Below are 16,436 nucleotides of genomic sequence, written 5' to 3'. Positions count from 1 at the left end.
GCTCAACAAAAGCAATATGTCATTAATTTACGCCACGATAATTTTACTTACCCTCTTTATTCTTGAAATCGCCTACTTCAAACTAGCCGATCATTTCAACATCATCGATAAACCAAATCACCGGAGTTCGCATACCGCGGTTACCATACGCGGAGGTGGGATTATTTTTGGTATTGCTACTTTGATTTTCTTTGGAATATCCTATTACCAATATCCTTATTTTGTTTTAGGTTTATTCCTCATTGCTTTAATTAGTTTTTTAGATGATATACATACACTGAACAATAAAGTTCGTTTAAGTGTTCATTTGATAGCCGTTCTATTAATGTTTTACCAATGGAATTTACTTCAATTGCCTTGGTTTTGGGTTCCAATAGCTTTAATTGGTGTAATTGGAACCATTAACGCCTATAATTTTATGGACGGAATTAATGGCATAACCGGAAGTTATAGTTTACTGGCCGTTGCTACCCTGTATTATATTAATGAAGATGTAGTTGAATTTACCGCACCAGCACTTTTAATCACGGTTGGCATGTCGCTTGTGGTGTTCAATTTTTTCAATTTCCGGAAAAAGGCGAAGTGTTTTGCAGGCGATGTAGGGAGTGTGAGTATCGCTTTCATCCTAGTTTTTTTAATCGGTCAATTGATTTTAAAAAGCCAGAATTTTAATTACTTGCTATTGTTGTTGGTATACGGTTTAGATGCCGTATTTACCATTATTTTTAGATTAATAAGAGGCGAAAATATCTTTGAGGCACACAGAAGTCATTTTTATCAATTTTTATCCAATGAACGTAAATGGCCACATTTGCGCGTATCTTCATTGTATTTTGTGCTGCAATTGGTTATTAATCTTAGCATTCTATTTTTCTTAAAAGAATCATTGTTATTCGGTATTTCATTTCTTGTTATTTCCGCGTTTTTATTTCTTTGTATTCGTTTTAATACAGAGGGAAGGAAAAGGCTTTTGGGCTGAGGAATTAGTTTTGGCAAGGTACTTGCATGAAGCACCATATAGATTGGATAATTTTTATTTCGATATGAAATAATCCGTATCTTTAACAAAAATATAGCCTATAGCATTTTGTTTACTCAGATTAACATTGTACCGCGCTGGATCATCTTCATATTGGATTTGATTATTTGCATGTTCTCTTTAATTTTTGCTTATTCATTAAAGCAAAATTTAGATTTAACTGCTATCGATTTTACTGAGATGTCTCGTAATATATTGATAATGAGTGTTATCAATGTGGCTGTATTCTTCAATATTAAAACGTATACGGGGATAATTCGATATACCAGCGCGCAAGACTCCTTTCGGATTTTATTTGCGGTAATCGTAGCAAATGGCACCTTTTTCTTCTTAAATCTAATAGGAGTAGCTTTTTATCAAAAGCTCTTTGTCTCTAATATTGTGCTCATCACCAATGGTTTAACCAGCTTTTTATTGCTGATTACGTACCGCGTATTGATAAAGTACTTTTTTCTATACATCAAAAATCTAAAACTAGACAAGAAGAAGATTATCATTTACGGAGCAGGAGAAGCAGGATTGGCTACTAAACGAACTTTTGATCACGACGGAAATGTAAATAAAACCATTATTGCCTTTGTAGATGACGACGATCGAAAGGTTGGGAAAACGATTGATGGGGTAAGGATTTTGCATGCTTCAGAATTGGAAGGTTTAATCGTTGAGCATAAATTGGACGAAATTATTTTTGCATCCTATACCATTCCGGATGAACGAAAAGATGTTATTATAGATTTATGCCTGGAGAATGAAGTAAAAATATTAAATATCCCTCCTCCAGATGTATGGACAAATGGAAAGCTGCAGCAGGCACAAATTCAAAAGTTGAATATTGAGGATCTTTTGAACCGAAAGTCCATTAGCATAAATACCGAAGGAATTGGCGATATGTTATACAATAAACGTATTCTTATTACCGGTGCCGCGGGTTCAATTGGTAGCGAAATTGTTCGTCAGCTTTCTAAATTTGAAGTAGGTTTGATAATCTTGTGCGATCAATCTGAGTCAGCTCTGCACGAGCTTTATCTCGAATTAGAAGAAACCAATAAAAATAAAAACTTCCATGCCTTTATAGGCGATGTACGCGATGAGTTCCGCATGGAGAAACTTTTTAACAGTTATAAGCCGCATTACGTATATCATGCAGCAGCCTATAAACACGTTCCTTTGATGGAGGATAATCCGGCGGAAGCAATAAAGGCGAATGTATTAGGTACAAAAACCGTGGCCAACATGGCCGTGAAGTATGGTGTGCAGAAGTTCGTGATGATATCGACTGATAAAGCGGTTAATCCTACCAACGTAATGGGCGCCTCAAAGCGCATTGCCGAAATTTATGTGCAGTCGCTAAATAATTCTTTGAGCAATCATAATTTTGTGTTTAGTAATGGTTTAAGCTATATCAATTCATTAGATGTAAAGCCCATTACTAAGTTTATCACTACGCGATTTGGAAATGTATTGGGTTCAAATGGTTCTGTAATCCCGCGTTTTAAACAGCAAATAGAAAAAGGTGGTCCTGTTACAGTTACACACCCCGAAATTACGCGTTATTTTATGACCATTCCCGAGGCTTGTAGGTTGGTGCTAGAGGCCGGCTGTATGGGTAAAGGAGGAGAGATTTACATTTTCGACATGGGAAAATCAGTGCGAATTGTAGAGCTAGCAAAGAAAATGATTCGTTTGGCAGGATTGGAGCCTAATGTGGACGTGAAGATCGAATTTTCAGGATTAAGACCAGGCGAAAAGTTATACGAAGAACTCTTAAACGATAACGAAAATACGATGCCTACACACCATGAGAAAATTATGATAGGCAAGGTTCGTGAATATGTATTTGAAGACATTGAAAAGCAGATATATGAATTGATTAGCGCTGCTAAAGAAAATAACGACCGACAAGTAGTGATGAACATGAAAAAACTGGTGCCTGAATTTAAAAGCAAAAACTCTGTTTTTGAAGAATTAGACAATCTAAAATCACTATAAAATATGCGTTATTTACTTTTGAGCATAGGATTATGCTTAACTTTTACATTTATTAAGGCACAACAAATTACCCCATACAGTTACGATCAATATCAAAAATTAAGCAAAGATTTATACAACAAAGGAACGCGATTTCATACTTCTTTAAAACCTGTTATTGGCGACGATACGGTATTAAATGCTAAATTAGATTCTTTACTGTCCGTTAACACCGAAAAAGAATATAAAGCATGGGCATGGCGAAAATTGTTTAACGAACACTTAATCCAAATAGAAAAGGAAGATTTTAAGGTCTACATGGATTTTCTTCCAGATTTTTTGATTGGTCGAGATGTAAGTCATAACATCACCACCTGGAACAATACGCGCGGCTATCAAATATCAGGAACTATTGGAAAGAAGTTTTCGTTTTATACAAGCGGGTACGAAAATCAAGCACGTTTTAATGATTATTTAAATCGGTATATTGATACAAGTGGTGTTATACCGGGCATGGTAAACGTGAAAAATTTATCGAAAGATGTAACCAAGGACTGGGCTTATGCAACCGCTATCTTAAATTACACCGCAAATAAGTATTTTACCTTTACTTTAGGACACGATAAAAATTTTATCGGCGATGGATACCGCTCCATGTTAATGTCGGATGTTGCTGCGGCTTACCCCTATTTTAAAATTACCAGCACTTTAGGAAATGTTAAGTACATGGCAATGTGGGCTCAATTTCAAGATCCTAAATCGCCAGAATTTTCATACGATAATGGCTTTCGAAAAAAATGGGGTGTTTTCCATTATTTAGATTGGAATGTGAATAACCGCCTTTCATTAGGCTTTTTTGATTCTGTGATCTGGCAAGATGCCGATTCAACAGGAAAGCGTGGTTTTGACCCCACCTATTTGAACCCGATAATTTTCTTACGAACGGTAGAAGGAATGAACGGCTCTCCTGATAATGCTTTAATTGGCTTTACCGGAAAATATAAATTGTTCAGTAACTTAACCCTATATGGTCAAATCGCATTAGATGAATTTACCTTCAGTAAAGCAATTGCTGGAAATGGTTATTGGGGCAATAAATTCGCGTTTCAATTGGGCTTAAGAGGTTTCGATGCCTTTAAAGTAAAAGGATTAAATTATTTAGCTGAATTTAATACCGCAAGACCTTTTACCTATTCGCAGAGAACCTCCTTGTTAAATTATGGCCATTATGTGCAAGCGCTTGCTCATCCAATGGGCGCCAATTTCAGAGAATTTGTTACTATCTGGAATTACCAATTCAAAAGATGGAATTTTTATGGACAGTTTAATTATGCCAATTACGGATTAAATATTGGTCCATTGGATTATGGTCAGAACATTAATCAATCGTACAATGAACGGTTTAAAGATGAAGGCTATAAAACAGGAGATGGCTTAGGAACCAACTTTTATTATGGCGATGCCCGCGTTTCATATACCATTAACCCTAAGTATAATTTAAGATTAGAACTTGGCGCAATCACACGCACGGAAGTAAATAGATTGGGAACAGATAGAACGAACCAGATTACATTTGGATTGCGAAGCTCGTTCAGAAATATTTATGCCGATTTTTAAAAGATTTTAGGTTTATATGCCTATTAACAAAATGCCTCGATTTGCCTCGGGGCATTTTTTTTTACAAATTCTTCGTGCTCAAGCTTTGCAAACAAACGTTTGTGTTGTTTTATCTGTCTCTTTTGTGAAATAAAGACAGATTTGTTTTTAACTTCATAGCTGTTTTTACCCTAAAATTTAAGCTTTGAATAAAAATTATCTAAATGTTAAGACAACTATTTTAGTTGCTATTTTATTCGTGACGAAGGTTGGCTATGCGCAGTCACTACATCAATACAACCTTAACTTTAATAAACTGGCATCCCGGTGGGATGAAGCCATGCCCATTGGCAATGGAATGTTAGGAGCGCTGGTTTGGGAAAAGAACGGCCAATTGCGCATGTCGCTGGATCGGGCCGATTTATGGGATGAGCGAAAAGCTCTTGATATGTCTCAACTGACTTTTAAGTGGGTAGAGGATCAAGTAGCGAATAATAATTATGCTGCGGTTCAAAAATTAGGAGACAAACCGTATGATTCTTTTCCTTATCCTACTAAATTGCCAGCCGCCGCTTTGGAATTTAATTTGGCTTCTTTAGGAAAAGTTAGCTCCAATGTGTTGGATATTAAAACGGCCTTAAATACCATAAAATTTGAAAATGGAACCGTTTTTAATGTATACGTTCATGCAACTAAAAATCAAGGCTTTTTTGGCTTTGAAAACGTAAAAGATAGCGCTGTACTTCCTGAATTGATTGTTCATAACTACAATAAAGTTAACCCGGTAAAAAATGATAACAGTCATGCCGGTTCTGGCTTACAAAAGTTAGGCTACGGTGCTGGAATCGTTAGTAGAACTGAAAACAGCATTACCTATCATCAACCTACATACGACGGTCACTTCTTTGAAGTAAAAGTTACGTGGGAAAAAGTTGCGAAAGATAAGATCTTAGGTAGCTGGACCATTACCAAGGATGAAAAGGCAAAATTACCAAAAATGTCAAATAAGGCCTTGGAACCCACCGGTTGGGATGAACATACACAATGGTGGACAAATTTTTGGGCACAGTCGGCTATATCGGTGCCCGATACCCTCTTAGAAAAGCAGTATTATTTAGAGCAGTATAAATTAGGAAGTGTAGCGCGTAAGCATGCTCCTGCTATTACTTTGCAAGCTGTTTGGACAGCTGATAATGGAAACCTCCCGCCTTGGAAGGGCGATTTTCACAACGATTTAAATACCCAGTTAAGTTATTGGCCAACGTATAGCGGCAATCATTTAGCAGAGGCTTCTACCTATACCGATTGGCTTTGGAACATGAAGGATAAAAATCTAGCCTATACCAAGCAGTATTTTGGCGTGGAGGGATTGAATGTGCCAGGAGTAGCTACTTTATCTGGCGACCCGATGGGCGGATGGATTCAATACGCCCTTTCTCCTACAGTGAGCGCTTGGGCAGCACAACACTTTTATTTAGAGTGGAAATACTCAATGAATAAGGATTTCTTAAATAAAAGGGCCTATCCGTATATTTCTCAAGTAGCCAAGTATTTAGAGAATATAACACGTGTAGAAAACGGAATTCGGAAATTGCCTTTGAGTTCTAGCCCTGAGTACAATAATAATAGTAAAAATGCTTGGTTTAAAGATTGGACAAATTTCGATTTAAGTCTAACAAAGTTTTTATTTAAAGCTGCAGCCGAAGTGAGTGAGGCCAAAGGGAAAGTAGCAGAGCGAGACCATTGGCTATCCATTTTAAAACAACTTCCTGATTTTGATACAAACGAAACCGGATTAACCATTGCTCCGAATCATAACTTGGATGGCTCCCATCGCCACATGTCGCAATACATGGCCATATATCCTTTAAATATTTTGAACGTAAATCAACCAGAGGATAAAAAGATAATTGATAATTCATTTAAAAGATTGGAAGAAAAAGGTACCAAAGGCTGGTGCGGATATTCATTTAGTTGGATGGCGTCGCTTTATGCACGCGCATATGAAGCAGATAAAGCAGTAAGGCAATTGCAAATTTTTGCATCAAACTTTTGTTCTATCAATAGTTTCCATTTAAATGGAGATCAAAAAGGAGGGCAATATTCGAGTTTTACCTATCGACCTTTTACCTTGGAAGGGAATTTTGCTTTTGCCGATGCGATGCAGCAACTTTTGCTTCAAAGCAGAGGCGGTTATGTGCAAGTGTTTCCGGCAGTTCCAAGCAGTTGGAAAAACGTTTCGTTTAAACACTTGAGAACAGAAGGTGCATTTTTAATTAGCGCGAATAAAAGCAATGGAGTTCCGGAAAAGGTCACTATTGAAGCTACGCAAGATGGTGATTTAAAAATTCGTTTGCCTTTTAAAACTTTCTTGGTTCGAGATGAAAATAAAGCGCAATACCAAATTCAGCAGGTGGATGGCATTACGTCTGTAACCTTAAAAAAAGGACAAGTAGTTACTTTTGAAAATGGATACGAATAGATAACAAAAAACTATAGAGATAAAAAAGGCCTCAAATTTTTAAAGTTTGAGGCCTTTTTTGCAAAACGATTATTTATTTAACCCGCCATGCTGTTGGTGGTACGTTTTATAGCCACTTTTTTCACGGTAGCAATGATTGCATTTTTATCGTAACCGCATTCTGCCCAAAGTTCAGGTTGCTCTCCGTGTTCTATAAATGCATCGGGAATACCTAAACGAATAACATTGGCTTGATATCCATTATCGGACATAAATTCCAATACAGCAGCGCCGGCACCGCCTTGTAAGGCACCGTCTTCAACAGTAATAATGTGTTTATATTTTGCAAAAACCTCATGAAGCATTTCTACATCTAGGGGTTTTATGAACCGTAAATCGTAATGCGCTGGATAAAATCCTTCGCTGTTTAATTCTGCACGCGCTTCGGCCGCTAAGTTCCCAATTGGGCCAATGGTTAAGATAGCTACTTCTTCGCCATCACAAATTTTACGGCCTTTACCAATTTCTAACGCTTTAAGTGGTCGCTTCCAATCGGCCATTACGCCGTTTCCGCGTGGGTAGCGAATAACAAATGGCCCCATGTTTTCTTGTTGCGCGGTGTACATTAGGTTGCGTAGTTCTTCTTCGTTCATTGGCGAAGAAACAATTAAGTTGGGTATGCAACGCATGTAGGCTAAATCGTATGCGCCATGGTGGGTTGCACCATCTGCACCCGCTAAACCTGCTCGGTCTAGACAAAAAACAACGTTTAGTTTTTGTATGGCCACATCGTGAATAACTTGGTCATAGGCTCTTTGCATAAAACTTGAATAGATGTTGCAAAAAGGAACCAGCCCTTGAGCCGCTAAACCTGCAGAAAAAGTAACGGCATGCTGCTCGGCAATACCTACGTCGAATGCTCGGTTAGGCATGGCTTTCATCATGATGTTGAGTGACGACCCCGAGGGCATGGCAGGGGTAATACCTACAATTTTGTCGTTAGCCTCTGCTAATTCTACCAAGGTATGTCCAAAAACATCTTGAAATTTAGGAGGTTGGGGTTTATCTGAAACACTCTTTTTTATTTCGCCCGTAATTTTATCAAATAAACCTGGGGCGTGCCATTTCGTTTGGTCTTTTTCTGCTAATGCAAAGCCTTTACCTTTTACCGTAACACAATGCAAAAGTTTTGGACCCGGAATGGCCGCTAAATCTTTTATAATGGCCGCTAAACGTTTTACATCGTGACCATCAACGGGTCCGAAATAACGGAAGTTTAAGGCCTCAAATAAATTACTTTGTTTTAATAAGGTTCCCTTAATGCTCTTTTCAATTTTCTTAACGTATTTGTGTGCATTTGGCCCAAGTTTAGAAAGTTGACTTAATACATGTGAAATATCATCGCGGAAACGATTGTATGATTTTGATGTGGTAATGTTGGTTAAATATTCTTTTAAAGCCCCAACATTTGGGTCAATAGACATGCAGTTATCGTTTAAAATAACAAGCACATTACTATTTTCGATGCCGGCATGGTTTAATCCTTCGAATGCTAAACCTGCTGTCATGGCGCCATCGCCAATTACAGCAACATGTTGTCGGTCTGTTTCGCCTTTAATTTGCGAAGCAACAGCCATTCCTAAAGCAGCAGAAATAGAGGTTGACGAGTGCCCCACACCAAAAGTATCGTATTCGCTTTCGCTTATTTTCGGAAAGCCACTAATGCCCCCATAAATACGATTGGTATGAAATAAGTCTCTACGGCCAGTAAGTATTTTATGTCCGTATGCTTGATGGCCTACATCCCATACTAATTTATCATAAGGTGTATTTAAAGCATAATGTAATGCGACAGTGAGTTCAACAACGCCTAAACTTGCTCCAAAATGGCCTCCATTTACGCTAACAATATCAATAATATACTGTCGTAATTCCTGGCTGATTTGTTCCAAGTCTGATTCACTAAACTGCTTTAAATCAGCAGGGTAGTTTATTTTTGATAATAGGGGGCCAGCTTTTACTTGCATTGAAAATTTGTGGTAATAAACAAGATACAAAGTAAGGTATTTTTGTTTTAATATAGAAGAAGATTTTTTTTGCTGCGGTTTTTAGTCTTTTTTGTGCGACAGGGTTGGTTTTGGCGAGGATGGATAGGACGTTATTTGCACTACCTTCTTTGCCTAAACCTGATGTGAGCGAGATGCCCGCCTTTCAGCGGCAGAAGCGGCAGCAGGACTATCGTAGCCGAAATGGAACAGGCTTTGCTTTTCAAATAAAAACGGACAAGATTTAGCTGTTTCAGCTTTCAGCCCAATTTACTATGTTTGTTTCTTCGCATGCAATCAGAAAATTTTGAAATTAAACTTCCGGTTTTTGAAGGTCCCTTCGATTTGTTATTGTTCTTTATTGAACGTGATGAATTGAATATTCAGGATATTGAGATTGCTAAAATTACGAATGATTTTTTGGCTTACATTCATCAATTATTAGCGTTGAATGTAGAGGTTGCCAGCGAATTTATCTTGGTGGCAGCTACTTTAATGCGCATTAAGTCGAAAATGTTGCTGCCGCGAATCGAGTTGGATGAAGCGGGGAACGAAATTAATCCGGAACAAGACCTTATTGCGCGATTAATTGCCTATAAGCAATTTAAATCGGCTGCCGAAGAATTGAAAGTTTTTGAGGAAGCACGTTTGCAACAAGAACGACGTGGAAATATTGAATACGATTTATCACTTGCGGCAGAGGCCTCTTCCAATCAAGACGAATTACTTTCATTGGATTTATATCGTTTGCTGACCGTTTACCATCGCACCATGCAAAAGTACGAGCTCCGTAGCGAAGAGGTGAAGCATACCGTGGTGCAGTATCCGTACACGATTGAGCAGCAAAAGCATTTTATTGCCAACCTGTTGGATATTAATAAACAGATTGATTTCGCATTGGTGCTGAAAAATTCTGAAAATAAGGTGCATTTTGTGTATAATTTCTTGGCAATTCTGGAAATGTTGCAACAACAATTGGTTGAGATTACGGTAGGAAGTGGTTTTAATAATTTCAACGTAAAAGCGTTAAACTAATATTTCTGCTTTTCAGTGGATTAATTCGTTTAAGGTGTGTCTTTCAATCAATTAATTTTGTAGTTTTGCAAAAAATTCAAACCAATTATTACGGATGAAACGAGACACCCAGATATTTGACCTTATTAATAAGGAATTAGGCAGACAAGAACATGGCTTAGAGCTAATTGCATCAGAAAATTTTGTAAGTAAGCAAGTAATGGAAGCTGCTGGTTCAGTACTAACCAATAAATATGCTGAAGGCTTACCAGGTAAACGCTATTATGGCGGCTGTCAGGTAGTAGATGTTGTTGAGCAAATTGCTATTGATAGAGCGAAGGAACTATTTGGTGCTGCTTGGGTAAACGTACAACCACACTCTGGTGCACAAGCAAACGCTGCGGTAATGTTGGCTGTGTTACAACCGGGAGATAAAATTTTAGGTTTCGACCTTTCGCACGGTGGTCACTTAACGCACGGTTCTCCGGTAAACTTTTCGGGTAAATTGTATCAACCATTATTTTACGGTGTAGAAAAAGAAACTGGTTTAATCGATTATAAAAAATTAGAAGAAGTTGCTTTAGCAGAAAAACCAAAGTTAATTATCTGCGGTGCTTCAGCTTATTCACGCGATTGGGATTATGCTTTTATCCGTGCAGTAGCTGATAAAATTGGCGCATTGGTATTAGCCGATATTTCGCATCCTGCGGGCTTAATTGCAAAAGGATTATTAAGCAACCCACTTCCACATTGCCACATTGTAACTACTACCACACATAAAACTTTGCGTGGACCACGTGGTGGAATGATTATGATGGGACAAGATTTTGAAAACCCATGGGGATTAAAAACACCAAAAGGCGAAGTTCGTATGATGAGCAATTTGCTTGATATGGCTGTGTTCCCTGGTACTCAAGGCGGTCCGTTAGAGCATGTTATTGCTGCAAAAGCAGTGGCATTCGGCGAAGCGTTGAGCGATGAATATACTACCTACGTAAAACAAGTTGCTGCAAATGCACAAGCAATGGCAAAAGCTTTTGTCGCGAAAGGATACGGTATTATTTCTGGCGGTACCGATAACCATTTAATGTTAATTGACTTGCGCAATAAAAATATTACGGGTAAAGTTGCTGAAAATGCATTAGAAAGAGCCGAAATCACCGTTAACAAAAACATGGTTCCTTTCGATGATAAATCACCGTTCGTAACGTCTGGTATCCGTGTGGGTACTGCAGCCATTACTTCGCGTGGATTAAAAGAAAGCGAAATGGGATTAATCGTTGATTTAATTGATCAAGTATTAACCAATCCGGATGATGAAGCAAATATCAACGCAGTTAAAGCTGAAGTTGAAGCATTGGCAAATCGTTTCCCATTGTATAAATAAGGATTTAAGAATCTCCAGTATAGAAAGTCTTGCATTTCGGTGCAGGACTTTTTTTTGCCTTTTATTTTATAAAGGGGATGCGCAATAAAAAGGCAATGTGATATAAAAAAGTGAAGGGCCGATATTTCGTGGAGAAATACCGACCCTTACCATCTAAATTAACGCTCTCGAATATATAAACGTAATTGAGGGCAAAAGTGTTTCAAAAAAATAAAAAAAAATTAATAATTTTCGTAACAGCCTAAAGATGAGGGAAATAATCTATTTTTGTTGTTGAGGTCTTTCTTTAAATAAGTAGGAAAGTAAGGGTCGGCGCTTAAATTCACCCCTTTTTTAATTGCCACACTCGTGGGCTGTAACTCGAAAATGTAATTATCCGAAGAAATAAAAGATGGATCTACATTTAAAATATTGCCATTCCCAGAAAAGGTTGTTGCGGTTGTTTTAATTAAATTGTACGCTATCTGACTTACAACGCTCGCCGAAGTTCTTTTTTCAATTTCCAGCTCATTTGCCAGGCTTCCCCAAATAATATTGTTTGTTAAGTTAATTTGTAAATTATTGTATGCCTTAGCCGATAAATAATCCGAAAAAGACAAAGCAGCTGTTTTTCTGGGTAAGCTATTCGAAAAACCAGCAAAGGTATTTTGCTTAAAAATGTAATTTCCACCACCCGAGGCATACATTAAATAATTGCCGCAATTATAGATCAGGTTGTTAAAGGCATATAATTCAGAATGAAAACCCATAAAGGCTGCCACTTGCATATTTTTAATAAGCGTATTGCTTAAAATTAATTTTGGATTGCCATTGGGCGATAAAGAATCAGCCGTAATACCTACAAGTGCATTTTTCAAAACAGCATTTTTAATTATGCCATAACCGCGCTCTTTAAAGTGGAGACCATTCCATTGCCCAGGCTCTTCAGTATATAAAGTCTCCAATCGATCGCTACTAAAAACAATCGGCTGCATTTCAGAGCCAACAGCATTTAAATAACCCTCAATTTGCATAGTCGCGTCTCTATGAAAATATACTTTCGCCTTCGCCGGGATAGTTAAAGAAGCACCGTTTTTAATGGTAACAGAATTGGTAATGATATAGGGAAGAGAACTATCCCAGGTAATATCACCCGTAATTTCGCCGTCCTTAATAAATACGGCATTTTGCCCATATGCAGAAAGCTTAAGCACTTGCCTGTTTCCGTTGGTTGTTAAAATAATAGAATCTTCCACTAAAAAAGGTAAATTCGATGCTTTTGGATCAATGGTAACCTTAATAAATAAGTTCAAAGAATCTAAACCGTTTAATCGAATCTCTTTTTGAACGGAGTTGTTTACACCATTAATATTAATACTAAAAGGCGAAGCTTCGCCACCAGCAAGTTTAATTTCACTAATGTTAAGGGCAGCACTATTTTTGTTTAAAACCCTAATGCGTTGAGCGGTGGAGCCTATTGAGGTAAAAACAGTATCAAAAGAGATTGTAGTACTATAAAAACTCAGTTTAGCTTGGGGGTCATTGGTTATGCGTTCATCTTTACGGCATGACGTAAAAAGCAGCATAAAACATAAAAAGCGTAGAACCCATTGCATACAATCAAACATAGAAATTATTCAGCAAAAGCTAAAGTGGCAATGCTTAATTCCTTTGCTCCATTTCTGAATAAGACTTCTGCGCAAGCCTCAAGTGTGGCTCCAGTTGTAATAACGTCATCAATTAATAAAACATGTTTGCCCGCAATTGCTTCTACATCCTTTACGGTAAAAACCGCTTGCATATTTTCATGCCGGATATAGCGGCCTTTTTTTGTTTGGCTTTCCGTAGCAACGTCCCTAACCAAAACCGACTCCATAAAAGGAACATGCAGTACACTTGAAATCCCTTCGGCAATAAAGCTACATTGATTATACCCTCTTTTACGCAATCTCGAAGGATGCAAGGGAACCGGGAAGATAAAATCAATTTCATTAAACAGCGGACTACGTAATAAGCGCTCACCCAAAAGTTGCCCCAAGAGCAATCCTACATCCGTTTTATTATGGTATTTAAGTCGGTGCACGAGGTTTTGTACCCTGCTTCCCTTTCTAAAATACAGCATGGCCATTGCTGCCTGTACCGGAACTCTGCCCCAAAACTGTTTCGCAACCTTGTTTTCAGCAAACAAATGATAGTCCGTAAAAGGCAAGTCATGTAGGCAGCTCAAGCAAATCAAATGCTCTCCGTTCACCAACGATTGCCCACAGCCATTACATAAATTCGGAAAAAGTAGCGCAACTAAATCAGAAAACCATTTTTTTATTAAAACCATTCCTCTAAAATAAAGCCTTTCTAAAAGAAATGAATTAGAAAAAAGTATACATTATATAAACTAATCAGAAAAGCAAGTGTCGGGCAAGTATGCACGTTCGTCCCGTTTTTCGTTTCAAAACCGCTACTCCTAGGTCGTTTCGCGGTGTTTTCCACTTCACCCGGGTTTATTTTTTTGCATTTGGTGGTTCTTGGGGTGGCTTTCCTGAGCGCTTTCCAAAAAATAATATTCAATGAATCAATAACTTAACATTAAATTCAAAATATATTCACAAAAGAGTTGTGTGGCGTATGAAAAAGTTCTACTTTTGCATCCCGCTTCGGATGATAGCGATGGAGTAAAAAGAGTAGTGAGAGGGAGCAGAAATTATTTCAAATAAAATTTGCGATAGAGAAAAAGATTACTACCTTTGCACTCCGCTTCGGAGGAAGGGGGATTGAGTGAGAGAGGGAAGAGAAGGGGAATTGAAAGGATAGGGAATCAGCTTAGAAATAAAAAAAAATATTTTTTTTGCGAATAAGAAAAAGATTTCTACCTTTGCACTCCCAACCGAAAGGAAGGGAAAAATGAGCGGAACGGCGGATGTCGGGAAGTTAGAAAAAAGATTTAAACTACGGAAGCGTAGCAAAAATATATAGACGAGCCGCGAGGTTATAACAGTCGAGAAGTTCTTAAAAGAGATGTCAATGTAGCGCAGTCGAGGTAAAGAAGTACGGATTCAAGTACAGAATACCAGACTGATTTTTTGGGTCAGAATACTGACAGACAAAATTAAAAAGAGACTATTTTTAACAATAGTTAAAAACTAGTCAGAATCAAATACAACATTTTACAATGGAGAGTTTGATCCTGGCTCAGGATGAACGCTAGCGGCAGGCCTAATACATGCAAGTCGAACGATATTATCCAGCTTGCTGGATATGAAAGTGGCGCACGGGTGCGTAACGCGTATGCAACCTACCTTAATCAGGGGGATAGCCCGAAGAAATTCGGATTAACACCGCATAAAATCACAGGATAGCATTATTCAATGATCAAATATTTATAGGATTAAGATGGGCATGCGTGTCATTAGCTAGTTGGCGGGGTAACGGCCCACCAAGGCGACGATGACTAGGGGATCTGAGAGGATGACCCCCCACACTGGTACTGAGACACGGACCAGACTCCTACGGGAGGCAGCAGTAAGGAATATTGGTCAATGGAGGCAACTCTGAACCAGCCATGCCGCGTGCAGGAAGACTGCCCTATGGGTTGTAAACTGCTTTTATCTAGGAATAAACCTATTTACGTGTAAATAGCTGAATGTACTAGAAGAATAAGGATCGGCTAACTCCGTGCCAGCAGCCGCGGTAATACGGAGGATCCAAGCGTTATCCGGATTTATTGGGTTTAAAGGGTGCGTAGGCGGCCTATTAAGTCAGAGGTGAAAGACGGTAGCTCAACTATCGCAGTGCCTTTGATACTGATGGGCTTGAATGAACTAGAGGTAGGCGGAATGAGACAAGTAGCGGTGAAATGCATAGATATGTCTCAGAACACCGATTGCGAAGGCAGCTTACTATGGTTTAATTGACGCTGAGGCACGAAAGCGTGGGGATCAAACAGGATTAGATACCCTGGTAGTCCACGCCCTAAACGATGAACACTCGCTGTTAGCGATACACAGTTAGCGGCTAAGCGAAAGCGTTAAGTGTTCCACCTGGGGAGTACGCTCGCAAGAGTGAAACTCAAAGGAATTGACGGGGGCCCGCACAAGCGGAGGAGCATGTGGTTTAATTCGATGATACGCGAGGAACCTTACCCGGGCTTGAAAGTTAGTGAATTATCTAGAGATAGATAAGTGAGCAATCACACGAAACTAGGTGCTGCATGGCTGTCGTCAGCTCGTGCCGTGAGGTGTTGGGTTAAGTCCCGCAACGAGCGCAACCCCTATGTTTAGTTGCCAGCATGTAAAGATGGGGACTCTAAACAGACTGCCTGTGCAAACAGAGAGGAAGGAGGGGACGACGTCAAGTCATCATGGCCCTTACGTCCGGGGCTACACACGTGCTACAATGGATGGTACAGAGGGCAGCTAGCTAGCAATAGTATGCGAATCTCATAAAGCCATTCACAGTTCGGATTGGGGTCTGCAACTCGACCCCATGAAGTTGGATTCGCTAGTAATCGCGTATCAGCAATGACGCGGTGAATACGTTCCCGGGCCTTGTACACACCGCCCGTCAAGCCATGGAAGTTGGGGGTACCTAAAGTATGTAACCGAAAGGAGCGTCCTAGGGTAAAACCGATAACTGGGGCTAAGTCGTAACAAGGTAGCCGTACCGGAAGGTGCGGCTGGAATACCTCCTTTCTGGAGCAGAGCTGACTACTCTTCTGCGCAACATGATACTCTAAATAGAAAAAAAGAAGAAACACACGAAACCCAAAAGATCAACCACGGTTAGTGGCATTAACAAGTCTTTGAGGGGGCGATACAAATAGTCCCGTAGCTCAGCCTGGTTAGAGCACTACACTGATAATGTAGGGGTCTCCAGTTCAAATCTGGACGGGACTACATAGGAAAGTGATTGTAGATATTGGTATACTATATACTGATTAAAAAACAAAATGCA

At 38.9% G+C, this 16,436-nt stretch carries 9 protein-coding genes, 1 tRNA gene and 1 rRNA gene; 8 read left to right on the top strand and 3 right to left on the bottom strand.

From position 1 onward, the window contains the following. Window positions 1–16 precede the first annotated feature (16 nt). From ACJVDK_RS11855 to ACJVDK_RS11840, 4 genes are all read left to right on the top strand, one after another. On the top strand, window positions 17–979 hold the full coding sequence (locus ACJVDK_RS11855) for a UDP-GlcNAc--UDP-phosphate GlcNAc-1-phosphate transferase (RefSeq protein ID WP_443936871.1): 963 nt from the start codon (window positions 17–19) through the stop codon (window positions 977–979). Window positions 980–1,087: 108 nt separating this feature from the next. After that, a complete protein-coding gene (locus tag ACJVDK_RS11850; RefSeq protein ID WP_443936870.1) occupies window positions 1,088–3,028 on the top strand; it encodes a polysaccharide biosynthesis protein in 1,941 nt (646 codons plus the stop codon). Between the two features lie 3 nt (window positions 3,029–3,031). Next, the gene (locus tag ACJVDK_RS11845) at window positions 3,032–4,624 is read left to right on the top strand and encodes a gliding motility protein RemB (protein ID WP_443936869.1); all 1,593 of its coding nucleotides are present in this window, start codon (window positions 3,032–3,034) and stop codon (window positions 4,622–4,624) included. Window positions 4,625–4,808: 184 nt separating this feature from the next. Continuing rightward, entirely contained in the window at window positions 4,809–7,085 is a 2,277-nt protein-coding gene (locus tag ACJVDK_RS11840) for a glycosyl hydrolase family 95 catalytic domain-containing protein (protein ID WP_443936868.1), read from the top strand. A 77-nt stretch (window positions 7,086–7,162) separates the two neighbouring features. Here ACJVDK_RS11840 and dxs read toward each other — a convergent pair whose 3' ends face one another. Then, entirely contained in the window at window positions 7,163–9,091 is a 1,929-nt protein-coding gene (gene dxs / locus ACJVDK_RS11835; protein WP_443936867.1) for a 1-deoxy-D-xylulose-5-phosphate synthase, read from the bottom strand. 309 nt (window positions 9,092–9,400) lie between these two features. Between dxs and ACJVDK_RS11830 the strand changes: the two genes are divergently transcribed. Continuing rightward, window positions 9,401–10,144, top strand: coding sequence for a segregation and condensation protein A (locus ACJVDK_RS11830; protein WP_443936866.1), 744 nt, complete (start codon window positions 9,401–9,403; stop codon window positions 10,142–10,144). 94 nt (window positions 10,145–10,238) lie between these two features. Then, window positions 10,239–11,510 carry a serine hydroxymethyltransferase gene (gene glyA, locus ACJVDK_RS11825; RefSeq protein WP_443936865.1) on the top strand — a complete coding sequence of 424 codons (1,272 nt, stop codon included), beginning with the start codon at window positions 10,239–10,241 and terminating at the stop codon, window positions 11,508–11,510. A gap of 221 nt (window positions 11,511–11,731) precedes the next feature. On the opposite strand, the gene ACJVDK_RS11820 is transcribed toward glyA, so the two are convergent. Both ACJVDK_RS11820 and ACJVDK_RS11815 read right to left on the bottom strand, forming a co-directional pair. Next, window positions 11,732–13,075 carry a hypothetical protein gene (locus tag ACJVDK_RS11820; RefSeq protein ID WP_443936864.1) on the bottom strand — a complete coding sequence of 448 codons (1,344 nt, stop codon included), beginning with the start codon at window positions 13,073–13,075 and terminating at the stop codon, window positions 11,732–11,734. A 47-nt stretch (window positions 13,076–13,122) separates the two neighbouring features. Then, on the bottom strand, window positions 13,123–13,821 hold the full coding sequence (locus ACJVDK_RS11815) for a ComF family protein (protein WP_443936863.1): 699 nt from the start codon (window positions 13,819–13,821) through the stop codon (window positions 13,123–13,125). Window positions 13,822–14,652: 831 nt separating this feature from the next. Between ACJVDK_RS11815 and ACJVDK_RS11810 the strand changes: the two genes are divergently transcribed. Together ACJVDK_RS11810 and ACJVDK_RS11805 are read left to right on the top strand one after the other, a co-directional pair. Further along, window positions 14,653–16,174 (top strand): 16S ribosomal RNA (locus tag ACJVDK_RS11810). A gap of 129 nt (window positions 16,175–16,303) precedes the next feature. After that, window positions 16,304–16,378 (top strand) — tRNA-Ile (locus ACJVDK_RS11805). Window positions 16,379–16,436 lie beyond the last annotated feature (58 nt).

This window comes from Pedobacter paludisoli (genome assembly GCF_052344095.1).
Classification (GTDB): domain Bacteria; phylum Bacteroidota; class Bacteroidia; order Sphingobacteriales; family Sphingobacteriaceae; genus Pedobacter.
Note: the sequence above shows the minus strand (reverse complement) of the source record. Positions and strands in the feature narration are given on the sequence as shown.